21 protein-coding genes are annotated in these 22,489 nt (G+C 35.5%); 8 read left to right on the top strand and 13 right to left on the bottom strand.

Going from position 1 to position 22,489, the window contains the following annotated elements; translation table 11 throughout:
* Positions 1-20: 20 nt before the first annotated feature.
* Positions 21-608 (top strand): glutathione peroxidase, encoded by a 588-nt coding sequence (locus tag EKM02_RS09455; protein WP_126454524.1) that lies wholly within the window; start codon positions 21-23, stop codon positions 606-608.
* A 188-nt stretch (positions 609-796) separates the two neighbouring features.
* Here the strand turns inward: EKM02_RS09455 and EKM02_RS09450 are convergent, their stop codons facing one another.
* Positions 797-1,747, bottom strand: coding sequence for a tRNA dihydrouridine synthase (locus EKM02_RS09450; RefSeq protein ID WP_126454522.1), 951 nt, complete (start codon positions 1,745-1,747; stop codon positions 797-799).
* A 111-nt stretch (positions 1,748-1,858) separates the two neighbouring features.
* The gene (locus EKM02_RS09445) at positions 1,859-2,356 is read right to left on the bottom strand and encodes a GNAT family N-acetyltransferase (RefSeq protein ID WP_126454520.1); all 498 of its coding nucleotides are present in this window, start codon (positions 2,354-2,356) and stop codon (positions 1,859-1,861) included.
* A 94-nt stretch (positions 2,357-2,450) separates the two neighbouring features.
* Between EKM02_RS09445 and menD the strand changes: the two genes are divergently transcribed.
* Positions 2,451-4,112, top strand: coding sequence for a 2-succinyl-5-enolpyruvyl-6-hydroxy-3-cyclohexene-1-carboxylic-acid synthase (gene menD, locus EKM02_RS09440; RefSeq protein WP_126454518.1), 1,662 nt, complete (start codon positions 2,451-2,453; stop codon positions 4,110-4,112).
* A gap of 179 nt (positions 4,113-4,291) precedes the next feature.
* Here the strand turns inward: menD and EKM02_RS09435 are convergent, their stop codons facing one another.
* The 3 genes from EKM02_RS09435 to cysM all read right to left on the bottom strand — a co-directional run bounded on the left by EKM02_RS09435 (position 4,292) and on the right by cysM (position 7,414).
* Positions 4,292-5,644 carry a M28 family metallopeptidase gene (locus tag EKM02_RS09435; protein WP_126454516.1) on the bottom strand — a complete coding sequence of 451 codons (1,353 nt, stop codon included), beginning with the start codon at positions 5,642-5,644 and terminating at the stop codon, positions 4,292-4,294.
* Between the two features lie 64 nt (positions 5,645-5,708).
* Positions 5,709-6,404, bottom strand: a complete 696-nt coding sequence (locus tag EKM02_RS09430) for an SGNH/GDSL hydrolase family protein (protein ID WP_234423172.1) — start codon at positions 6,402-6,404, stop codon at positions 5,709-5,711.
* A gap of 122 nt (positions 6,405-6,526) precedes the next feature.
* The gene (gene cysM / locus EKM02_RS09425) at positions 6,527-7,414 is read right to left on the bottom strand and encodes a cysteine synthase CysM (RefSeq protein ID WP_126454514.1); all 888 of its coding nucleotides are present in this window, start codon (positions 7,412-7,414) and stop codon (positions 6,527-6,529) included.
* A gap of 444 nt (positions 7,415-7,858) precedes the next feature.
* Here cysM and EKM02_RS09420 point away from each other — a divergent pair, with 444 nt between their 5' ends.
* Positions 7,859-8,557, top strand: coding sequence for a DUF1003 domain-containing protein (locus EKM02_RS09420; protein WP_126454512.1), 699 nt, complete (start codon positions 7,859-7,861; stop codon positions 8,555-8,557).
* Positions 8,558-8,592: 35 nt separating this feature from the next.
* On the opposite strand, the gene EKM02_RS09415 is transcribed toward EKM02_RS09420, so the two are convergent.
* Positions 8,593-8,871 (bottom strand): DUF2752 domain-containing protein, encoded by a 279-nt coding sequence (locus EKM02_RS09415; RefSeq protein ID WP_126454510.1) that lies wholly within the window; start codon positions 8,869-8,871, stop codon positions 8,593-8,595.
* A gap of 102 nt (positions 8,872-8,973) precedes the next feature.
* Between EKM02_RS09415 and EKM02_RS09410 the strand changes: the two genes are divergently transcribed.
* Both EKM02_RS09410 and EKM02_RS09405 read left to right on the top strand, forming a co-directional pair.
* The gene (locus EKM02_RS09410) at positions 8,974-9,159 is read left to right on the top strand and encodes a hypothetical protein (protein WP_126454508.1); all 186 of its coding nucleotides are present in this window, start codon (positions 8,974-8,976) and stop codon (positions 9,157-9,159) included.
* Positions 9,149-9,700: a Smr/MutS family protein gene (locus EKM02_RS09405; RefSeq protein WP_126454506.1), complete on the top strand. Its 552-nt coding sequence runs from the start codon at positions 9,149-9,151 to the stop codon at positions 9,698-9,700. The genes EKM02_RS09410 and EKM02_RS09405 overlap by 11 nt, the downstream gene beginning before the upstream one ends.
* A 136-nt stretch (positions 9,701-9,836) precedes the next feature.
* On the opposite strand, the gene EKM02_RS09400 is transcribed toward EKM02_RS09405, so the two are convergent.
* Positions 9,837-10,781 (bottom strand): hypothetical protein, encoded by a 945-nt coding sequence (locus EKM02_RS09400; protein WP_126454504.1) that lies wholly within the window; start codon positions 10,779-10,781, stop codon positions 9,837-9,839.
* Positions 10,782-10,985: 204 nt separating this feature from the next.
* Between EKM02_RS09400 and EKM02_RS09395 the strand changes: the two genes are divergently transcribed.
* Both EKM02_RS09395 and EKM02_RS09390 read left to right on the top strand, forming a co-directional pair.
* Positions 10,986-11,906: an EamA family transporter gene (locus EKM02_RS09395; RefSeq protein ID WP_126454502.1), complete on the top strand. Its 921-nt coding sequence runs from the start codon at positions 10,986-10,988 to the stop codon at positions 11,904-11,906.
* A gap of 16 nt (positions 11,907-11,922) precedes the next feature.
* Entirely contained in the window at positions 11,923-13,047 is a 1,125-nt protein-coding gene (locus tag EKM02_RS09390; protein ID WP_126454500.1) for a cysteine desulfurase family protein, read from the top strand.
* A gap of 210 nt (positions 13,048-13,257) precedes the next feature.
* Here EKM02_RS09390 and EKM02_RS09385 read toward each other — a convergent pair whose 3' ends face one another.
* The 5 genes from EKM02_RS09385 to EKM02_RS09370 form a co-directional block, all read right to left on the bottom strand.
* Positions 13,258-13,710 carry an endo-arabinase gene (locus EKM02_RS09385; RefSeq protein WP_126454498.1) on the bottom strand — a complete coding sequence of 151 codons (453 nt, stop codon included), beginning with the start codon at positions 13,708-13,710 and terminating at the stop codon, positions 13,258-13,260.
* Between the two features lie 347 nt (positions 13,711-14,057).
* Positions 14,058-14,933 carry an HAEPLYID family protein gene (locus EKM02_RS09380; protein WP_126454496.1) on the bottom strand — a complete coding sequence of 292 codons (876 nt, stop codon included), beginning with the start codon at positions 14,931-14,933 and terminating at the stop codon, positions 14,058-14,060.
* Positions 14,934-15,020: 87 nt separating this feature from the next.
* On the bottom strand, positions 15,021-15,410 hold the full coding sequence (locus EKM02_RS09375) for a hypothetical protein (protein ID WP_126454494.1): 390 nt from the start codon (positions 15,408-15,410) through the stop codon (positions 15,021-15,023).
* Between the two features lie 260 nt (positions 15,411-15,670).
* A complete protein-coding gene (locus EKM02_RS14915; protein ID WP_197037241.1) occupies positions 15,671-15,841 on the bottom strand; it encodes a hypothetical protein in 171 nt (56 codons plus the stop codon).
* A 23-nt stretch (positions 15,842-15,864) separates the two neighbouring features.
* Complete coding sequence (locus EKM02_RS09370) at positions 15,865-17,292, bottom strand: L-serine ammonia-lyase (RefSeq protein ID WP_126454492.1); 1,428 nt, start codon at positions 17,290-17,292, stop codon at positions 15,865-15,867.
* Between the two features lie 238 nt (positions 17,293-17,530).
* On the opposite strand from EKM02_RS09370, the gene EKM02_RS09365 reads away from it, so the two are divergent.
* Complete coding sequence (locus tag EKM02_RS09365; RefSeq protein ID WP_126454490.1) at positions 17,531-20,038, top strand: M14 family zinc carboxypeptidase; 2,508 nt, start codon at positions 17,531-17,533, stop codon at positions 20,036-20,038.
* A gap of 69 nt (positions 20,039-20,107) precedes the next feature.
* Here EKM02_RS09365 and EKM02_RS09360 read toward each other — a convergent pair whose 3' ends face one another.
* Positions 20,108-22,402 (bottom strand): BamA/TamA family outer membrane protein, encoded by a 2,295-nt coding sequence (locus EKM02_RS09360; RefSeq protein ID WP_126454488.1) that lies wholly within the window; start codon positions 22,400-22,402, stop codon positions 20,108-20,110.
* Positions 22,403-22,489: the final 87 nt, after the last annotated feature.

The raw sequence follows: 22,489 nt of genomic DNA, 5'->3' as shown, positions 1-22,489 counted from the left end.
TTTTATAAAAAATTTCAATTATGAAAAATAGTGTATTTATAGCTACTTGCGCTTTACTGTTATTTAGTTGCCAAAATCAGGCACAACCTAAAAAATCTGAAATAAATATGAACACAGCTCCAATTGCAAAAGAAACCATTTATCAGTTTAAAGTAGAAGATTTATCAGGAAACAGTTTTGATTTTGCTTCTTTGAAAGGAAAAAAAATCATGATTGTGAATACGGCTTCAAAATGTGGACTGACACCTCAGTACAAAGATCTTGAAGCTACATATAAAGAATACAAAGACAAAGGGTTAGTGATTATCGGTTTTCCTGCTAATAATTTTGCGTCACAAGAGCCAGGAACCAATGACGAAATTGCTACTTTTTGTCAAATGAATTACGGTGTTACGTTTCCTATGATGGATAAAGTTTCTGTAAAAGGAGAGGATATGGCGGCTATTTATCAGTTTTTGACTCAAAAATCTAAAAACGGATTACAAGATTCCACTGTAGAATGGAATTTTCAAAAATACCTAATCAATGAAAAAGGTGAATTAGAAAAAGTGATCGCTCCACGAACATTAGTAACGGATCCGGAAGTATTGAATTGGATTAAAGCATAATTTTTACCGCTAATTTGCTAATTATTATAAAGTAAATAATCAAAAGAGATTTTCAGTCAAATGAAAATCTTTTTTTTTTTGCATTTTGAGTACGTGTCGAATATTTTCTAAAAGTTGAACCATTAAAATTAAGTTACATTAAGTTCCAAGGCTTAATTTTTCTTAATTTTAATGGTTTATTTTTTAATTTAGAATTTTTCATTTTTGAAAATTTCAGCTACAGCTGCTTCGTAATTCCGAATACTCTGTGCTTTTTTTATTTTCTTTAAAACCTTGTGCGGATTTGAAAACGTAGCCGAAAAGTATTCCCATAAATGGTACATTTTTAATAAAATATGGGTTGAGCCAGAAAGGGATTCGCTGTAAATAGCATACAAAGTATCGTGAAACGCACTGAACAGTTCCATTTTGTTTGCAGGATATTCTGAAGTATTGTTTTTTATCATACTTGGTAAAAAAGGATCTGATATTAATCCTCGGCCAATCATCCAATGGTCAATGGTTGGAAAGCGTTGCTGCATTTCATGAAATTTAGCCACGGAGGTTATGTCGCCATTGTAATATAATTTATGCTTGGTGTTGTCAACACAATGCTGGAATGCATCTAGATTTACGCCACCTTTGTACAATTGCTTGCCAATACGCGCATGAATCGCTATGTTCTTGATTGGATAGGTATCTAAAATAGGTAAAACATCCAGTATTTCTTCACTGTTTTCATACCCCAAACGCATTTTCATAGAGACAATAATATCCGATTCAGTATGCGCTCTGTGAAGGATAGTATTTATTTTATCGGGATTGCTGATCAAGCCGGAACCCATACCAGACTTAGTAACCATAGGATACGGACAGCCTAAATTCCAGTTTAATTCTTTATATCCCAATTCTTGAACGTACTTGGCCACAAATAAAAATTCATCGGCATCGTTTGTTATCACTTGCGGAATAACTTCTAAATCAAGATTATTTTCAGGAAGCAGGTCTCGTTCATACGAAGGTTTTATTACCATCTTTCCGTGCAATCGAATATAAGGCGAGTAAAATGTATCAATTCCTCCAAAAAGTTTGTTTTGGGCATTTCTAAAACGAAAGTCGGTAAATCCCTGTAAAGGCGAGGAGAGTAAGGTGTAGTCCATGAAATTTTTAGTTGTGCAAATATACTATAAAGTGGCAAGTCTTAAAGTTATAAATTTTTTAAAGCCTAACATGTTTAATAAATAAACTATTATATGCTGGTACAAATTCAATTATTCTAAAATTAATTGCATAAAAACGGAACTCAACCAACGATCAAATTTATAGCCGGATTCTTTAATAACGCCAACGGTTTCAAAACCATATTTTTTATGAAAAGCGATACTTCCTTTATTTTCGGAGTCAATAACGCCAATCATTGTATGGTATTTTTGTTTTTTTGCCAATTGAATTAGTTCAGCCAGTAATAATTTCCCAACGCCTTTTCCTAAAAACTCCTCCGCAACATAAACAGAATGTTCTACCGTAAAACGATATCCTATTTTATGACGAAAAGTTCCGTAAGTAGCGTACCCGATTGTTCCATTTTCAGTTTCAGCAACAATAACAGGTAAGTCATTAGTTATTTTGTCTTCAAACCACAATTTATGGGTTTCAAAATCACGGGGCTCATAATCATAAATCGAAGTACTGTGCAGTATTTGGTGATTGATGATCTCCAATATTGTATCTAAATCGGTAAAAACAGCCGGTCTTATTTTGATTTCCATAAAGAATATATTTTGCTTCAAATTTAAGAAAAGTATTTAAGATTAGAAAAAAACCTTCACAACTTTGTATCTTTGTTTCTTTCAAACTAAAACAATGATTTACCCAAAAATACCTTTAGCACAAAGCATTATTGAAATCTGTTTGGCCAAAGGAATTACTACTATAATTATTTCTCCGGGTTCTCGTAATGCCCCGCTCACAATTGGTTTTGTAAATAATCCCGCTTTTCAATGTTACAGTATTGCTGACGAGCGTTCGGCTGCTTTTTTTGCATTGGGAATAGCACAACAAACCAAGCAACCAGCGGCTTTAGTGTGCACTTCTGGGTCGGCTTTATTGAATTATTATCCGGCTTTTGCGGAAGCATATTACAGCCAGATTCCTATGATTGTGATTTCGGCAGACAGGCCCCAAAGCAAGATTGATATTGGTGACGGCCAAACGATTCGGCAAGAAAATGTATTCGAAAACCATTCGCTATACAATGCTAATTTGCATGAGGATGTTTTGGTGGCAAATAATTTAAAAATCAATGCGGCGATCAATACGGCGATCACTCAAAAAGGCCCCGTTCACATTAATGCGCCTTTTGAAGAACCATTGTATGAAACCGTTTCGGAACTTTCAATAAAAGTGAATAGTATCGCTTCCGCAAAAGTGACTCAGACGATTTCCATTGAAGACGTTTCGGAATTTGCAACAATTTGGAACAACTCCACTAAAAAAATGATTTTGGTTGGTGTGAATGCCCCAAATGCTATCAACCAAAAAATAATTGAGGCTTTCGCCAAAGACGCTTCGATTGTAGTTTTGACCGAAACGACTTCTAACCTGCATCACGATACTTTCATCAATACTATAGACACAATAATTACGCCTTTTACGAATGCCGATTTTGAAAATTTTAGTCCGGAAATTTTAGTCACTTTTGGAGGAATGGTCGTTTCAAAACGAATCAAGGCTTTTTTAAGAAAACACAAACCAAAACACCATTGGCATATTGATTCTTTAAGAGCTTACGACACGTTTGGCGCTTTGACCAAACATTTTGAAGCAGATCCAAATGTTTTTTTTGATACTTTCTTACCACTTACAAAAGCAACAAAAAGTAATTATTTTCAGCAATTAGACGCGGTGAAAGTGCTGCGAAAGTTAAAAAGGGATATTTATTTAAACAAAATTCCTTTTTCGGATTTTAAAGTTTTCGAAAAAGTGATGCAATGTTTACCAAAAAACAGTCAATTGCAAATCAGCAATAGTTCAGCAATCCGTTATGCGCAATTAGTAGCTGTTGATCCTTCAATTGAAGTATATTGCAATCGCGGTACCAGCGGAATTGATGGCAGTACCTCTACGGCTATTGGTGCGGCTGTTGCCAATGAAAAACAAACGGTTTTTATAACAGGTGATATAGGATTTTTGTACGACAGCAATGCATTATGGAACAATTACATTCCAAAAAATTTCAAGATTATATTGATTAATAACGGTGGAGGAGGAATATTTAGGATTTTACCCGGACACAAAGAAACACCGGTTTTTAATACCTTCTTTGAAACTTCACATTGTTTAACTGCGGAACATTTGGCTAAAATGTATGGTTTTGAATACTGTATTGCCAGTGATGAGGCGAGTTTAGCAATAAGTTTGACTGCTTTGTATGCTCAAAATGAAAAACCAAGTATTTTGGAAATTTTTACACCAACCTTGAAAAACGACAGTATTTTACTGCAATATTTTAAAGAGTTGATTTAATTATTTTCGGATCATTGATATTTAGCATTTATACTTAATTTATAAATGGGAAACAAAAAAAAACGTTTGCATAAGCAAACGCTTTTTTATTTATTGTTGTGTTGAACCATCAAGTACGATTCATTAATAAAAACGTGACTATAAATAATTACTTTAATTGTTTAAAACGTTCTAGTGTTTTAACGAATTGGCAAAGGGAAAACCGGTAAACTGGAATGTCCTAATGCATCAACTGCTTGAACAGCAAAGAAAAAATTGTCTTTAGAATATGGGATTTCAGCTTTAGTATCTTGTACAAAAATTGTTTTTTCCCAATGTTGTGATGCCGTTTCTCTGATAAGAATGTTGTATCCATAAACCGATTTCCCTTCAGGTGCGGTCCAAACTAACGTAGAAAAATTAGTAAGTTCCTTTACTTCAATTCCTACGTTTGTAGGCGCTTTAGGAGACCAAGCCAAATTACTGAACGTAGCCAAGTTAGAACAGGTTACTTTCTTCATGTATTCAAAGTCCATAAATTCTGCAAGATCGCCGTACTGGATGTTGTTTTCTTTTCGAACATCTTGATGTTGGTGGTCGTAGTTTTCGTTCATTTCACAAAAACGAACAGCTGTAAATCCATTTTGACTGAAAGGAGTATGATCCCCACCACGTAAGAAACGGTCGTTGCGATACACTAAATTAATATCCAGTTGCTCCACATATTGATTGGTAACCGTTTTGATGTATCGCGCTAGTTGTCTGGATGGACTGTCATTATCACGATTGGTCGATTTACGCATTTTTGACTCAGCTTCTGTCTCTAAGAATGGAATTGTTTCACTGAAAACGCGCACTTTAGTATTGTCTCGTAATAAAGTACCGCTGGATAAACTGTTTCCAATCATATCATTGTTGATCATGGCAATAACATTCCATTTTCCCTCTTTGGCAACATCCGCTAAATGCTTAGCTCCGTATAATCCTTGTTCTTCACCAACTACAGCCACAAAAATCAGTGTAAAAGGGAATTCTCTTTGGCTCATTATACGGGCCAGTTCCATCATGGCGGCTACTCCGGAAGCGTCGTCATTAGCACCTGGCGCATCAATTTTAGCATCCATGACATCCGAAGCACGGGAATCTAAATGGCCGCTTATAATTAATACACGATCGTCCGTAGGATCAGTTCCTTTTAAGGTTGCCATGACATTACCCAATTGGCTGTCGGTGGCAATACGTCTTCCATCTGCTTTGATGGTGAAAAAGTCAATAACCGAAGTTAGTCTGCCGCCAGAAGCCAAAGCATATTTATCAAATTCCGATTTTACCCAGCGTTGTGCCGCGCCAATACCGCGAGTGTTACTTTTTGTGTCGCTTAGGGTATGTCTGGTTCCAAAAGACACTAGTTTTCGGACCGTAGCTTCCATATTTTCCGATTGTACCTCAGCCACCATTTTTTTTATTTCGGGATCATCGACGGTGGTTTGTGCGTAATTGGCATGAGTAATGAATAATAGTAGGAACAAACAGAGAATTGAGGTTGATTTCATCTAATTTTTTTTAGTTTTCTCAAAGTTAGGGAAAAGGAAAAGATTTTAGGCACAAAATTGTGCTTTAGTGTTTCATTGCTAGAACTTGCGCAATCGCTTTTTCAGCCAGAGGCGCCATTACCTGATAGCCCAATTTATTAGGATGTACTCCATCACCGGAATAGGCAGCTTTTAATCCGTTGCTCTCATCGGCCATTGCCGAAAAATAATCCAGGTAGATAATTCCATTCGCATCAGCATATTTCTTTAGTAATTGATTAAGCTCCATAACCTTTTCAGCCGGATTTTGATTGGGTTTCCAAGGAAAATCAAAAGCGGGTAATACGGAACACAAAATAACTTTGATCTGGTTTGCTTGTGCCAATTCAACCATCGAAATAATATTGTTTTCAATCCTATCTAATGTTGTGGGGCCTGTATTTCCGGCAATATCATTGATTCCTGCTAAAATGAGTACTGCGGCTGGCTGTAAAGCAATAACATCAGCTCTGAAACGGATGAGCATTTGCGGGGTTGTTTGACCGCTAATACCCCTATTTATATAGGGTTTTCCTGAAAAGTATTCAGAATTGATTGCACTCCAGAATTCGGTTATGGAATCACCCATAAAGACAATTCGTTGTTGTCCAGCTGCTGGTGGTTTCAGCGAAACATTCTGCTCTTGGTATTTGCTTAAATTTGGCCAGTCCTGCGCCTGTATTGTTTCTCCCATAACGATTGATAAAAATAAGATGCTGTAAATAAATTGGATGTTTTTCATTTGTAACCGGATTAGAGATTTTGAAAACAGTAAATAAGTAGTAATGCAGTAAAACGCAACAACCTTCCATTCTTATCCGAAAGATAGAGAAAAGGAAGGTTGATTTTATAGTGCATTGGTAATTAATCAAATAAATCGGAAGACAAATACCGATCGCCTCGGTCGCAAATGATAGCGACAATCACACCGGACTCTATTGTATTTGCTATTTTTAGTGCTGCAGCCACGGAACCGCCACTGCTCATTCCTGCAAAAATGCCTTCTTCAAGTGCCAAACGTTTGGTCATAGCACGTGCTTCCTGTTCCGAAATTTCAATGATGGTATCTACTTTTGAAGCATCAAAAATTCTAGGTAAATATTCTTGAGGCCATTTTCTGATTCCCGGAATCTGCGAACCGTCGCTGGGTTGCGCACCAATAATTTGAATTTCTGGATTCCGCTCTTTCAAATACGTTGACGTTCCTATAATTGTCCCTGTAGTTCCCATTGCTGATATGAAATGGGTTACCGTTCCTTCCGTATCATTCCATATTTCCGGACCTGTGGTTTTGTAATGTGCTTTCCAGTTGTCATCATTAGCAAACTGATTGAGCATTATGTATCCGCCTTCGGCTACCTTTTTATCAGCATAATCTCTGGAACCAATTATTCCGGTGTCAGCAGGCGTTAGAATGACCGTAGCTCCATAAGCACGCATAGTAAGCGTACGTTCTATAGTGGAATCTTCCGGCAGTATCAATTCGATTTCGATATTGAATAATTGGGCAATCATTGCCAAAGCAATTCCGGTATTGCCGCTGGTTGCCTCAATTAACTTGTCTCCTTTTTTGATTTCTCCTCTTTCTAATGCTGATTTGATCATGTTGTATGCCGCACGATCCTTTATGCTTCCGCCTGGATTATTTCCTTCGAGTTTCAGTAAAAGTTTTACCTTGTCATTTTGTATCAAATGGGTAGATTCAACTAAAGGTGTATTGCCTATTAAATCTAGTATTGTTTGAGATTTCATGCTATTGGGTGTGTTGTGTTTGATTTGTAATAATCCGAGTATTGACTAAATTTGATAAGTATTCGTTTATAAAAACTATTTTTAACAAGCTTATTTTAAAAATAGCAACAACAATAGCAGAAAGGAATATTTTTATAATTCAGTGGCATTTTCATGGTTTTTAAAACGAATGGTAAAGGTATTGAACAATTTTGGATTATTTGTTTTTAGTCAATAAAGCTATCTTGTTTATTGCTGCATTTTTGTTAAATTTATCGCTTTTGAATGCAATTGAAATTATTGTTATATCCGTTAATTGGAATTAATAAAAATTAAATCAATAGCTTTTTTTACAATTTTAAGATATAAACAGCTATTGCTAGACTGTTTATATTTTCAAGGTATACAAATTGATTATTAGTTTCGATAGAAGTGTTTTTTAAATTAGCCAATAAATAACTAGCTATGAAAAGTAATTCGACTTTTATAAGTGACATTTCTAAAAAGGTATTGCCAATAGCGGATAAAGTAGCTGCTAAGACCATACGGAACCCAATATTAGCACTTATTCAAAATGATTATCCTGATTTTGATGCCAATAAATTATTAGCAATAAGTGAACTTAATAGGTATCGGGAAAAATATATTTCGAATTATTTATTGGTCGAAATAGGGGAATTGTCTAATCTGGAGGCTAAAGTAATCGGTTCCTTAAGCGAAGATAAATCGCTGGTGAATACTGTAGAGGATGAAAATGGTGATAGAACCGTAGGGCAAAAAGTGGCAGACAAGGTAGCTGCTTTTGGCGGAAGCTGGAAATTTATCATTCTTTTTGGGGTGTTTATTTTATTGTGGATTTTGGCTAATATTTATATTCTGCTGAATAAAGGTTTTGATCCGTACCCATTTATTTTATTGAATTTAATTCTGTCTTGTTTGGCTGCACTTCAAGCACCGGTAATTATGATGAGCCAAAACCGTCAGGAAGAAAAAGATCGGGAAAGAGCTAAAAAAGATTATATGATTAATTTGAAATCAGAACTTGAAATCAGAATGCTTCATGAAAAACTGGATCATTTGATTATGCATCAGCAAGAAGAATTAATTGAAATTCAGAAAGTACAAATCGAAATGATGAATGATATTCTAGCCCGAATCAAATAATTGTTGTTGCTGTAAAGGGGATAAAAAGAACCTCATTAGTAGTGTTTAAAATAATACCCTGCAATCATAAAAACACCATTAAGGACAGCGGTGCCGATAATTATTTTTTTGTAGTTTGTGTTGGTGTCTATGAAATTCAAAGCCAGAATTCCCAGAAATAATAAGGTCGTGAAAATTGCCGGATACCTATCGAAAGCACCTCCAAAATCACCTTGTAAAAGCAATAAAAATCCCCGCTGAAAACCACAGCCCAAACACTCTATTCCAAAGAGTGTTTTACTGAAACACGGGAGCATGTATTTTTCTATATTCAATTTTTTTTCTTTTTTACAAGTATACGTAAAAGTAAGAAATTTTATCAAGAGTAAATAGAGTAATTTTAAATTCAGTACTTTTGGAATCTGATATTTTAAAAGATGAAAAAATATATAATCCCCATAATGATTCTCGCCATCACAGTTGCTTTATATGAGCAGGTGAGTGCCGAAAAAAACGTGTACATCATGGTTGTTGCAATTGTAGTTTTTATGATTGGAATGATGCAGTTGAGTGCTAAAACTCCGAGTAAAAATCAAGAAAAAGAAGACAAAAATGTTCAATAAAGGAGATAAAGTTTCCGTGCTGGATGAAGCGATGAATGGGATAGTGTTGTCAGTCAAAGACCAGCAGGTTACGATAGAAACGGAGGATGGTTTTACGATGACATTTATTGTCAATGAATTGCTTAAAATAAACGATTCCAGTAACTTAATGGAATCAATCAGAAGAATAAATGTAAGTGAAATTGCAAAAGAGAAAGAGATCCCAAAACCCCGTAGTTTTGTAAAAGAAAGGAAATCTAAACACGAAATTCCAGCTCCTGAATTTGATTTACACATTGAAAAACTGGTGCCTAATAAACGCGGAATGTCGAATTATGATATTCTGACGCTACAGACTGAAACAGCAAAACGCCATATTGAATTTGCGATTAAAAATCGCATTCCAAAGATTGTTTTTATACATGGAGTCGGGGAAGGAGTCTTGAAAGCAGAGCTGGATTTCTTATTGGGACGGTATGATAACATCGCTTTTCAAGAAGGTAATTATCAAAAATACGGTCAAGGAGCAACAGAAGTTTTCATTAAACAAAATGCCATGTAAGTTCATTTTTGGATTTTTAATTAAAAAAAAAGGGTCTAATTTAAGTAAATTTCAATGGAGAAATCATCTTAAATAAGACCATTTTTGTAGCCTTGAAAACAACTTTTTCTTATCTGAAATATAAGTTTTTTGGCCCCTAATTGGTAGTCAATAAATCTCCATAAATATAAGCATCACCTAGAATAAAATCACTGTTTCCTTTCTTCATTTTTACTTTTTTCAGCACTACAGTATGTCTAAAACCTGATCCATTTGTTGTAGTTGTTACTTCTATAATACCGCTGGTATTTGCTATTCCTGACACTCCAATCCATTCTTCACTAAATGTCGGAGTAGTAGGAAAAGTAGTATTACAAAAATAATTTCCTGTAACCAAGCCAGAGAACAAACGATACGTCAGTTTGTTTTCTGTGTCGCCTATCAATCCGGTTCTAGGAGTGTTCAGCGGTGTTACGGCATTCACGATTAAACTGGCATCAATATCCAGAATTAGCGCTTCACTGCTGTTGTAATCGTATAATTGTTTGGAAGTAGCACATTGTTCCAGTGTTTTATTAAAACTAAAAGGCAGCGGTATTGCTGCTATTTGATAGTCTCCAAAAAAGAATGTTTCGTACACTTGCGTTCCGTTTCCTTTATCAAAAGTGATGTTTTTGAACGTTATATTATGATTGTATCCTGTAATTTTAGTACTGTTATCATCTGGATTTAGGGGTTTTATTGCCGTTGTAGTTATTACAATTGTCCCGCCAGTTGCGGTCCATTGGCCTGTAACTGTAGGTGTTGCTGGAGGAATAGTTTCGCAAATTGTAGCATTTGTGACAGTTCCGTTATAAAAACGGTAAAAAACTCGATTTGTACCATTGATATCCAGTTCTTGCACACTTGTTTCTGTCGGAAAAACAACATTTTTTATTTCAAGAATTAACGCTTCGCTATCTTTTAATTTATAAATGATCCCATTTGTCGTGCAATTTTGTGTGGCTACATCTTCAAAAGTGATGGTTTCTTGAATTAAATCTCCATCATCACATCCGTTTAGGAGCAATGCAAAAACCAACAGGCTAACAATTCTTTTCATTTTATAAAATTTAAAACAAAAATAGAATTTTTAATTTATTCCAAATGCATAACCGCTTAAAAATAGATTATTTAACAGGATATTGTGTTTTAGCAACTATCAATTAAGTGATAAAGTACCTGTTTTAATAGTTATAAAATTGAAAGATAGTGAGAATTTAAAGCCGATTGAAATCAGTATCTTTGTCTAAATTTAATACGATAGATGAGACTTAACAAATATTATTCGGCTGCTTTTTTAGCTTTTTTTGTTTGGGGTTTTTTTAGTTTTGCTTTAAAGCCTTTACACAATTATCCGTCGCTGGATATATTATTTTACCGAGTGTTTTTTAGTGCCATTACCATGGTGTTGATCAATGTTGTTTTCCGTAGAAATGTAATGCGTAAAAACTGGAATCACTTCAAGACGATACCTCCCAAACAACAGAAGAGTGTTGTTATGCTAACACTTGGCGGAGGTATATTTCTCTCCTCAAACTGGTTTGTTTACATTTATGTGATGAATCACGTAAGTGTAAATGCGGCTTCGTTGGCGTATTTAATTTGTCCAATTGTAACAACTGTTTTTGCCTTTTTCATGTTGAAAGAAACGCTGAGCAAATGGCAGTGGATTGCTGTTTTAATTAGTGTATTTAGTTGCGTTTTATTATCCTTTAATCATTTTCAGGATATATTCTACAGTCTTATTACGGCTGCTACTTATGCGCTGTATTTAGTGAGTCAACGTAAAAATAATGATTTAGATAAATTCCTCAGCCTGACGATTCAATTGATTTTTACGGCACTTGTACTGCTCCCTTTTTATCCAAAATACAGTGGAACAATTCCTGTAGAGCCTCTGTTTTACGGCTACATGTTCCTGATTGTGGTTTTTTTTACGATTATCCCTTTGTTTCTAAATCTCTATGCGCTCAAAGGAATCAACTCTTCCGCGGTGGGAATTATGATTTATATTAACCCGATTATTAATTTCTTGTTGGCTATATTTTATTATAACGAGCAGGTTAGCTCGCTTCAATTGTTTTCTTATTTGCTGATTTTGGTTTCAATTGTTGTTTTTAATGAAAAACTGCTTTTTCCCCGAAAATTAAAACTCGTCCCTTCAGAAATACCAGTTTTAAAATAATTTTATAATTAAAAAAATGAAAAAAGTATATCTCGATAACGCTTCTACAACTGCTATTCGTCCCGAAGTAATCCAGGAAATGACTAAAGTATTAACGGAAGATTATGGAAATCCATCTTCAACGCACAGCTTAGGGCGTTCTGCAAAAAATGTTCTGGAGCTTTCCAGAAAGTCAATTGCCAAAAACCTGAATGCCACTGCGCAGGAAATAATTTTTACTTCCTGTGGTACCGAGGCCAATAACTGGATTCTTCGGTCAGCCGTTAAGGACTTGAAAGTGCAACGAATCATTACCAGTAAAATCGAGCATCATGCGGTTTTGTACACGGCTTTAGTTTTAGAAAAAGAGTATGGCATTCAGATTGATTATGTAGCAATAAAGCCAAATGGAGCAATTGATATTACTGATTTAGTAGAGTTATTATCACAGGATAAGAAAACATTAGTCAGTTTGATGCATGTGAATAATGAAATTGGAACTGTTTTAGATTTAGAACGAATAAGCCGTATTTGTCAAGAGCACAGTGCTTTGTTTCATTCGGATACCGTACAGTCCATAGGGAAAACCGGCATAGATTTGCAAAATTTATCTATAGATTTTATCGTGGCCAGTGCGCATAAATTTCATGGACCTAAAGGCGTTGGTTTTGCATTTATTCGAAAAAATTCAGGAATGCAACCCTTATTTTTTGGTGGCGAACAAGAGAAAGGATTGCGCGCCGGGACTGAGGCTCTACATCAAATTGCAGGAATGGCAAAAGCTCTGGAACTTTCATACACCAATTTAGAAACGGAACGAAAGCACATTTCTGAAGTACGGAGTTATTTAATTACCAAGCTTGAAATTGATTTTCCAGGTTTCGAAATTAATGGGAATAGCGATGGTTTTTACACGGTTTTAAATGTTTTACTGCCTTTTTCAGACGAAAAGACAGCGATGATTTTGTTTCATTTAGACATGAAAGGGATAGCAGTTTCCCGCGGTAGCGCCTGCCAGTCCGGGAGTATAAAACCGTCTCATGTATTAGCCGAAATGCTTTCGAATGACGATTTAAAGAAACCAAGTTTGCGCATTTCATTCAGCCATTATAATACTAAAGAAGATATTGATTTGCTTATTGCAGCTTTGAAAACGATATAAAAAATCTGCTGTAAAGTAGTTTCTTCAGTAGTATTAACGTATTTACGCACCTAGTTTTGGATATTTATAATGAAATCGATGGCTTTTCTGCATATTTTTCCATGATTAAGCGCGCTTTAAAAAAGCATAATGCAGATTCAGAACCTTGATTAATAGACAGTTGCCGAGTGTTAATTAAAAAAAAAGTGTAAGCTGCAGTTCAATTACAAGTTATTCACCTGTTTGTTTAGAAATATGAATGGATTGCCCCACTAATTTCCAGTGTCCATCAATTTTTTCTAATAACCGAATTTCATACGAGAACGTTTTTTTACCATCTTTGGCCGTTGACTCTTCGTTGTGGCTTACCCAGGCGTTGTCCTTATGAATACTCATTTTGTAATTTGTATTTACAGAATAGCCACCGTTACCCATTGCTTCCGGATTTGTATTAATCATAGCCGTAGGCGGAATGTCGAGTACGGTTCCGTCTCCAGTTGAAATTAATATTCGGCTGTAGGGCTGAATGTACCAGCAGTCCGTATGTCCCTTGCTGTCGCCAGCTCTCCATGTGGCAGACTCTTTTTCAAGTAGTTTTTTGATGCTCTCAGATTCATCATTATTTTGACTATAACCTACCAAATTTAGTGCTAGTATAAGATAAAAGGATATTGTCCATTTCATATCAGGCCTGTTTTTTAGAATATTATGTTTTTCGTTTTTATGGCGTAAAATCAGCTAAAAACATGTGCTTTCAAGAATTTTAAGGTTCTTTACGAACGTAAATATATAATTTAATCCTATGAAAACAAATAGGATTTCATTTTTGTGCGTTGTTGTATTAAGAGAGAGTTTTACAATAGCTAAAAAAAAAGACTCTTGACACTATCCCGCTAATTATCACTGATTAACCGGATTGTGTTTAAAAAAATCCGGCTAGTCTAGTGGTAATATTAATTAAAGAAAGGTCGCTTTATTTTAAGGTTTTAGTATTGGATCCTACTAACTTGCATCAAAAAAGCACTGTTTTTTTAATGCGACGAAGGTTCATAAATGAGTCGTAAAAAGGAGCTAAACCGCTGGTTTTCTCTATTTATAGGAATTCCGGTTACTATGCCTATTAGTAAATTATCTGTAATTTCTACTCTCATTTGAGGTCGGATTGTCATATCAAAATCAGCATTATTAATTTCTTTGTTAAACTCCAGTCCAATAAAATTTCGCGTTCCGGGGATCATGTAATGGATATTTGAATTAATCTGCCAGTTCGTCTGTGTTGTATTATCTGAAAAGTGGTGCGTAAATTGTGGCCCGGTGTATAAAAGGGTATGAAAATTTTGTCCCCAGCGTTTAGCAATCACCAAGAACGGATTATATCCATTTCCGGTTATTAAAGTACTATTGCTGTAGTTGTTAAAATTGGGTAATAGAAATTCGTGAATATAGCCAACAGCCATTGATATTTTCTTTTTTTCTGAAACAAAAAAGGTATATTGTGCCGCTAGTTTTATACTATTCAGGTTACTTCCCGGCGAATTTCCGTTGCCGGAAGTAGGGTAATAAATTGAAAAAGGCAGTTCTACTTCAAGTCCTAATCGATCAATTGGAGCCCATTCATATTCTAGCAGTGCAGTATATTCATCATGAGTGATATTGTCTGTCAAACCGAGACCTAAATTCCATTCTTTTTCTCCTTTTCGGGCTCCCAAATCTCTAATGAGATCGATGTACAGAGGTTCAGCATGTAACACTTTTGGATGTTTTTTTTTGCCTTCAACTTCTTGAATGTAAAGACTGTCTTTGATCGTATTTTGTTGGTTTTTTTCTGTTTGTGCTTGAGAATGTGTACCCGTAAGTACCGTTAATAGCAGAGTAAATACCGCTGTTTTTAAATATTGAAGAGCCATTTTAATTTGTTTTATGTTTTAGTATACGAATTGCAACCCTAGTTTTCATGAGAAAATAAGGCAGGGATTAATGATCTAAATAACAAATTAAATGTCAGGGGGAGGCGTGTGTATTTCAAAATACGGGGTCGGAGGAATCGAATTTTGTTCAGCTAATTTCCCCTTTTTTAAATATAAATATTTTTTATAAAGACTAATTGCACTGTTTGGTACTACAAAAAAATCTATAAAAAAAGCACTTTTTGCAGCAAAATCTTGATTGGTATCATTATCATCGTATTCAGGTATGGCATTTTCGAATCCTAATATTTTTTCAACCACTATTTCAATAATGCTTTCCAGATCATTGTGGGTCAGATCCTCAGGTAAATGATTTGGTTGCGCATCCGGGGAATCAACAAAGCAGTTCAGCAGGTATAACGACATGAAACCCCAAAAATATCGAGTTAAAAGAGTATGTCGAATTTGTTTAATCATTTTGCATAATTACACTATTTTCTTGCTTAATAGTTGTAAATTTTCGTTAAAGTCGATTATAATTTAAGCGAGTCGCCATCTGCCAAGTGTTTAAAGGGTACTTTTCTGGATTATTTTAAGTTTAAAAGAGAAATATGGTATTTAGTTAAATTTCCTTTGGTTGTAACCGTTTTACGGATCTGTTTGCAAGCAGTTTTTGTTTTTAATAATACGTTATTGGATTTTATTTCTAAATTTTTCTAAAATGATTAAAATATTCATCAGTGCGTATCATCATTCCAGTCAGAATCTTCTTCAGTTGTTTTTTTGAAATCTTTATTCAAGAACTGTTTGTATTTCTTTTTGTCTTTTTGATTTTTTCTGATGAGAAATACTATCAAAGCAATTCCGAAGAAGAGTACAAGTCCAACTATTACCCAATTGATTTTCATTGTTTTTTTGTTTAATAAGTAAATTAACAATCTGCCATATTCACGGCGATGGCTAATCCGCCTTCTGAGGTTTCTTTGTACTTGTTGTTCATGTCTTTGGCGGTTTGCCACATCGTGTCCACGACTTTGTCTAAAGGCACTTTGGCATTTTTCGGATCGGTTTCCAGGGCTAATTCAGCGGCATTAATGGCTTTTATGGCACCCATAGTATTTCTTTCGATGCAGGGAATCTGAACCAAACCGCCAATAGGATCACAGGTCAACCCCAAGTGATGTTCCATTGCAATTTCGGCAGCCATTAAAACTTGTGCAGGAGTTCCGCCCATCAATTCGCATAAAGCGGCGGCAGCCATGGAAGATGAAACGCCTATTTCGGCCTGACAACCGCCCATTGCCGCAGAAATGGTAGAACCTTTCTTGAAAATACTGCCTACTTCACCGGCAACCATCAGGAATTGTTTGATTTCTTTTTCTCCTGCATTATGGTTTTCAATCACTAAATAATACATCAAAACAGCCGGAATTACGCCTGCGCTTCCATTTGTTGGAGCTGTGACCACGCGTCCTAAAGCGGCATTTACTTCATTTACCGCAAGGGCAAAACAGGAAACCCATTTCAGGATTTGGCGGAATTTTACTTCTGTTTTTCTGATCTCTTCAAGCCAGGTCTGAGGGGAATTATAATTGGATAAACCAATTAGTTTTTGGTGCATGTCAAAAGCACGGCGACGCACGTTTAGTCCGCCGGGAAGAATCCCTTCAGAATGACAACCAATGTACATGCATTCGAGCATCGTGTGCCAAATGCGCATTAGTTCCTGATCGATAACGGCTTCGGAACGCATTGATTTTTCGTTTTCATAAACGATTTCGGATATCGATTTGTTTTCTTTTTTACAAATATCCAATAGCTCAGCCGCTTTGTCAATTGGATAAGGAAAAGTACCTTTTATTTGGATTTTCTTTTTGGCGTTGATGCGTTCTTCCTTGACTACAAATCCGCCACCAATTGAATAATAGGTCGCTATATGTTCTTTGTTATCAGTTGTATAAGCTGTAAAAGTCATCCCATTGGAATGAAAGGGCAGAAAGTTTTTATTGAAAACGATATCTTGGAGAAAGTAGAATGGGATTCGCTTTTCATTTCCTAAATGGATTTCATTTTTGGATTCAATAGATTTGATAATTGCATCAATATTTTCTACGGGAATGTATTCTGGATCTTGTCCGCTCAAACCAAGCATTACTGCTAAATCCGTGGCGTGTCCTTTACCGGTTAAGGAAAGGGAACCGTATAGATCTATTTTTACCCTGCTGACAGCATGAAGTAAATTTTCGTTTCGCAATTCACTAAGAAAGCGTTCGGCAGCTCTCCAAGGTCCAAGTGTGTGTGAACTCGAAGGTCCAACACCAATTTTTAGCATATCAAAAACGGAGATACATTCTTCCATGTTAAGTGTGAATTTTTGTTACCTGCAAATATAATAGAATGTAGCAGGGATACGAATTGAAAACAGAATAATATTGTTTTTTTAATAATTAATATTGCTATATTGCTAGTATTCTTCAAAAAAAAAGGATTTAACAAAACTAATACTTTGTTAAAATCAATATTTCTTTAATTCAAAATTTAGCTTGTGCAATACTTTGTAAATGGCTATTTTTGAAGCTTAACTAACCCAAAACAACATGAAAAAGATTATTTTTTCTTTTTATCTACTGCTAACTTTGGTGCTGAGTGTTCATTCGCAAGTGCAAAGTCCTTCTGAATTTATACCCAATTACGGAAAACAAATAACCTATTACCATCAGACTGAAAATTATTTTAAGCATCTTACTGAAAAGTCTACTTTTATCAAACACCAGAAATATGGTGTAACGCCGGAACAAAGGGATTTGAATGTATACTTTATATCGAGCCCGGAGAATTTGGCTAATTTGGAACAAATTAGGAATAACAATTTGGCAGCCATTGGTTTATCCGAAAATAAATCACAAATGATTGGCGATAAATTAATTGTTTGGTTGAGTTTTAATGTGCACGGAAATGAATTTGCCGGAACCGAAAGTGCTATGACCGTGGCGTACGAATTAGTAAATCCTTCGAATGCCGATACTAAAAAGTGGTTAGAGAATACCATTGTAATACTGGATCCATGCATCAATCCGGATGGATATTCCAGATACGGAAATTGGTTAAGAGAAATTTCAGGTAAAAAAACGCATCCGGAATTGTCAGACAGAGAGCACATGGAAGTGTGGCCGGGCGGTAGATACAACCATTATATATTTGATTTAAACAGAGACTGGGCGTGGCAAACACAACCGGAAACCCAACAGCGTATTGCGTTGTACAACCAATGGATGCCACAAGTTCATACAGATGTGCATGAAATGGGATACGATTCTCCGTATTTTTTTCCACCCTCAGCGGAACCTTTGCACGAATATATTGAGAAATACCAGAAAGATTTTCACTACACTTTAGGTAAAAATATTTCTAAAAAATTTGATGCTCAAAACTGGATGTATAACACCGGTGAACGTTTTGATTTGTTTTATCCAAGTTATGGGGATACGTATCCTACATACAATGGCGCGGTTGGTATGACGATGGAACAAGGCGGAATAGGTGCGGGGAGAGCCATTACTATGGGCAACGGAATCACCTTAACGATACAAGACCGATTGACACATCACGCTACGGCAGTCCTGACGGTGGTAGAATCAGCCACCGCACAAGCGGATGTTTTGCTGAAAGGTTTCAGAGGTTTTATGAATAATTCCCGAAAAACAGTGAAGGGAAATTATAAAATGTATGTGATGAAAAATAATCCGAAGTTGGTTCAAATGGCGGATTTGTTGAAAAAAAATAATGTAGAATTCAGTTACGCTGATGCCAGTCAAAAAGTATCCGGATTCAATTACAATACAAAAACAGATAAAGGTTTTACGATTGAACCCGATGATTTAATTGTAAAAGTAGATCAACAAAAAGCTGTTTTAGCACAAGTGCTTTTTGAACCGGACCAAAAGTTGAATGACAGTTTATCGTATGATATTACCTCTTGGGCTTTGCCCTTGGCGTACGGTGTTGAAGGTTATGCGTTAAAAAATAGTCTGGACATAAAGACTAAAGCAACTATTGAAGTGAAAGAAAAGATCGTTCCTAAAAATGCTTATGCGTTTCATATTCCTTGGAATAACAGAATTTCAGCTCAGGTGTTGTCTTTGTTGCACCAAAATAATATCAAAGTGAGGTCTGCGATGAAAAAAGCCATTTTTGGAGATGTGATTGTAGAGCCGGGTGGACTGTTAGTGACCAAAGCGGATAATCCTAAAGTGGTTGATTTTGAAAAAACGATTAGTGAACTCGTAAAAATAAAAACCGATTATAATTACATACTTACAGGTTTTTCGTCTAATTCTAAAGATGTAGGCGGCGAAAATTTTAATTTATTGAAAGCGCCTAAAGTCGTTTTATTATCCGGAAAAGGGGTGGGCTCTACAGAGTTTGGTGCCGCTTGGTATTATATGCAAGAAACTATTGCATATCCGGTGAGTGTGGTTGAAGTAAATAATTTCAATAGATTTAATCTTTTTAACTACAACACACTGATTTTAGCAGACGGATATTATGATTTTTCAGAAGACCAACAAAAGAAAATTGGCGAATGGATTAAAAACGGTGGAAAAGTGATTGCAATGAATAGTGCGCTTACCCTTTTTGAAGCAAAAGAAGGATATGCATTAAGTCCTTTTGCAACTGAAGAAGACAAATTAAGCTCTGAGAAAGCCGCTGAAGAAGAGGAACTAAAAGAACGCTTCTTAGATTTTCAGGATTCAGAACGCAGGTATATTTCTAAATCCATTCCCGGAGCCATAATTGAAAACCTATTGAATAAAACACATCCCATGTCTTTTGGTTTAGGCGATACATATTTCAGTCTAAAAACGGATGACAGACATTATTCACTATTGAAAAAAGCCATAAATGTTGCTTATGTTCCTAAAGATTATAAGAGTTATGGTTTTGTAGGTAATGAAATCAAAAAGAAACTGAACAATACCGTGAGCTTTGCAGTTGATAAAAAAGGCGATGGATCTGTAATTTATATGGTAGATAATCCATTATTCAGAGGTTTTTGGGAAAATGGAAATCTATTGTTCAGCAATGCATTGTTCTTAGTCAATTAAAGAGTGTACAAGATAGGTTACATAAAAAGAGCACGAGGTATCGAGCTCTTTTTATGTTTCATTGTTTTTCTAAAAAGGATAACCAATTGCTAGATTGAAAACTAAATTTTCTTTTCTCCAGGCACTATTTCCCAGACTGATTTGATCTAAAACCCAGCGATCTCCATTTGGTAAATACGGTTTGCGTAACGGGAAAGCAAGATCTGTTCTCAGAATCAGAAAAGAGAAATCAAAGCGTAATCCGGCTCCAACTCCAACGGCCAGTTCATTCAGGAATTTTTTGGAAAATTTTGCTCCCGGTTTATCCGGATTTTCATTCAGTAACCAAATATTTCCGGCATCTAGAAACAAAGCTCCTTTTACCAGTCCATATATTTTAGTTCGGTATTCGGTATTAAACTCTAGTTTTAAATCACCGGATTGATCCGCTAAAAAAGTGCCGGTGTTAGCTGCAGCTCCATCAAAACTTCCAGGTCCCAAGGAACGGGCTCTAAAGGCTCGCAAACTATTGGTCCCACCAATGAAAAACTGCTTGATAAAAGGCATTTCATTTGAATTTCCATACGTAAATCCTGCTCCTGCAATGATTCTGCTGGCTAATAGAGACTCTTTTCCTAATTTTAAATAATGTCTGAAATCTTGCTCTATTTTGATAAATTGACTAAACGGAACATCAAATAATTTGATAGTATCTCCTTTTCGAATATTTGCTCCTGAAACTAATCCTGCTATATTGCCTACCAGATCAAGGCTAGCTTTGTAGTAAAAAGTGTTTTTCTTTCTCGTTTGTAAAGTATTAGTGTACGTATAGGAATAGGATGGTCCAAATAGTAATTGCTTCTCAACCACTTTCTCCAGAGAAGGGTTGTTTGCAATTTGTTCATGGTACAAATTAGTTATGTTTTGCGGACTGGCGTATGTGATTTCGGTAACATTTAAAAGGTGTTCTTTTCGTTCGTTTTCTTTCCATAAATAACCAAAAGAACCTTTGAATGTTTGTAGGGAATATAAATTGGTTCTGTTTTGAAATTCATATCCCAATGTTGCTTTTGTCTTTGGAACAAAACCACTTGACGGGTTTAGCTTAAAAGGGGATATAAATCGGGGCCAAATTAAATTAGCTTCGGTACCAACTCTGTACACATTGAAACCATTATTTTGTCCGGAAACTTGCACTTCTACACCCCCAAAAGCTGAGATTGTTAATAATTCAGCACCCCGGAACGCATTGCGATTGCTCCAGTTTAAATTGAGTTCGGTTCCGGTGTAATTAGCAGAATTTGTTTTGGCCAATAATTCCATCCGAAGCGATTTTTTAGGCAATGGCGTCAGGTAATAATAGGCATCTAAATAATTTCCGAGTGTATCAGAAACCTTAAACTGATTTTTCACAAATTTGAAAGTACCTAGGTTTACCAATCGGTTCAATGATAAATTATGGTCGCTACGGTTGTATAGATCCTCTTTTTTAAAGTATAAAGCCCGATCAAAAATCCTGGGTTTGAATAAATTTTCTGGATCTATAATGGTTAAATCATTATATTTTGTAATGGTATCGATACTGATTTTTAAACTGTCAGAACTAATAGAATAGTTTGGATATACAATAATTTTATTAATTTTGTACGGAGTTTCGGCTAGTTTCGGAGTTTCCTCTTTTATCTTTACAATCAGATCGACCTGATGATCTGCAACCGTTGAGTCTACTTGTACTTTTAAATAATCAGGATTAAAATAAAAGAATCCTTTTTCTTTTAGCCTAGAATCGATTCTGATTCTTTCTTCTTTGATGGTATTTAGGCTGTATCCTTCTTCTTTTTTTAACAAACTTCTAAGTCTGGTATTGCGCACGGCACTTGAAATCACTGCGGAGTCTACAGGGAATTTGACGGCGCTGATTTTGTATTGTTTTGCAGGTTTTACAAGATATTCTACAGTTGCTTTTTTTCCGTGTCGTGTTGAATCAGCCGCTGTTTTTGTATTGAAATAGCCATTGTTTTCTGTGAAATTTTGTAAAACGTTTTTGTTGTATTCTAAGTCTACCTGACTGTATAAAACAGGGGCTTCGCCTACTTTAGTTTTTAACCAGTAGCGCCATCCTTTTTCTTTCTTTGGCGTCCCTGCCAAGTTATAAATGTACAGCTTAGGCCTCAATCCTAAAATCGAGGAATTGGGTTTTGGTCTTACCACTTCTCCAAGAGCGGTTTTTAATGCTTTGTTTTCTTTTTTAGAGGTTTCTTTTCCTTCTACGGTTACTTCAGCACCGGTATAGAGCAGCTCTCCTTCGGGCAAAAAGCGAGTGTTGCTGCACGATGAAGCCAACATTGCAAAGAAAAGAAAAGATACTAAATGGTTATTATTCATTAATTTTATTATTTATTAAAAAAAATTAAACCACTAAGAGATTAGGTTTTTATTAAGGAAAATCAATTGGTCTAATTTCTTAATGGT

The organism is Flavobacterium sp. RSP49 (assembly GCF_003968735.1).
Classification (GTDB): Bacteria; Bacteroidota; Bacteroidia; order Flavobacteriales; family Flavobacteriaceae; genus Flavobacterium.
Note: the sequence above shows the minus strand (reverse complement) of the source record. Positions and strands in the feature narration are given on the sequence as shown.

Coding starts and splice junctions, on each gene's coding strand:
- EKM02_RS09455 (WP_126454524.1), top strand. CDS start 21: ATGAAAAATAGTGTATTTATAGCTACTTGCGCTTTACTGTTATTTAGT.
- EKM02_RS09450 (WP_126454522.1), bottom strand. CDS start 1,747: ATGGACTACACCTTACTCTCCTCGCCTTTACAGGGATTTACCGACTTT.
- EKM02_RS09445 (WP_126454520.1), bottom strand. CDS start 2,356: ATGGAAATCAAAATAAGACCGGCTGTTTTTACCGATTTAGATACAATA.
- menD (WP_126454518.1), top strand. CDS start 2,451: ATGATTTACCCAAAAATACCTTTAGCACAAAGCATTATTGAAATCTGT.
- EKM02_RS09435 (WP_126454516.1), bottom strand. CDS start 5,644: ATGAAATCAACCTCAATTCTCTGTTTGTTCCTACTATTATTCATTACT.
- EKM02_RS09430 (WP_234423172.1), bottom strand. CDS start 6,404: ATGAAAAACATCCAATTTATTTACAGCATCTTATTTTTATCAATCGTT.
- cysM (WP_126454514.1), bottom strand. CDS start 7,414: ATGAAATCTCAAACAATACTAGATTTAATAGGCAATACACCTTTAGTT.
- EKM02_RS09420 (WP_126454512.1), top strand. CDS start 7,859: ATGAAAAGTAATTCGACTTTTATAAGTGACATTTCTAAAAAGGTATTG.
- EKM02_RS09410 (WP_126454508.1), top strand. CDS start 8,974: ATGAAAAAATATATAATCCCCATAATGATTCTCGCCATCACAGTTGCT.
- EKM02_RS09405 (WP_126454506.1), top strand. CDS start 9,149: ATGTTCAATAAAGGAGATAAAGTTTCCGTGCTGGATGAAGCGATGAAT.
- EKM02_RS09400 (WP_126454504.1), bottom strand. CDS start 10,781: ATGAAAAGAATTGTTAGCCTGTTGGTTTTTGCATTGCTCCTAAACGGA.
- EKM02_RS09395 (WP_126454502.1), top strand. CDS start 10,986: ATGAGACTTAACAAATATTATTCGGCTGCTTTTTTAGCTTTTTTTGTT.
- EKM02_RS09390 (WP_126454500.1), top strand. CDS start 11,923: ATGAAAAAAGTATATCTCGATAACGCTTCTACAACTGCTATTCGTCCC.
- EKM02_RS09385 (WP_126454498.1), bottom strand. CDS start 13,710: ATGAAATGGACAATATCCTTTTATCTTATACTAGCACTAAATTTGGTA.
- EKM02_RS09380 (WP_126454496.1), bottom strand. CDS start 14,933: ATGGCTCTTCAATATTTAAAAACAGCGGTATTTACTCTGCTATTAACG.
- EKM02_RS09375 (WP_126454494.1), bottom strand. CDS start 15,410: ATGATTAAACAAATTCGACATACTCTTTTAACTCGATATTTTTGGGGT.
- EKM02_RS14915 (WP_197037241.1), bottom strand. CDS start 15,841: ATGAAAATCAATTGGGTAATAGTTGGACTTGTACTCTTCTTCGGAATT.
- EKM02_RS09370 (WP_126454492.1), bottom strand. CDS start 17,292: ATGGAAGAATGTATCTCCGTTTTTGATATGCTAAAAATTGGTGTTGGA.
- EKM02_RS09365 (WP_126454490.1), top strand. CDS start 17,531: ATGAAAAAGATTATTTTTTCTTTTTATCTACTGCTAACTTTGGTGCTG.
- EKM02_RS09360 (WP_126454488.1), bottom strand. CDS start 22,402: ATGAATAATAACCATTTAGTATCTTTTCTTTTCTTTGCAATGTTGGCT.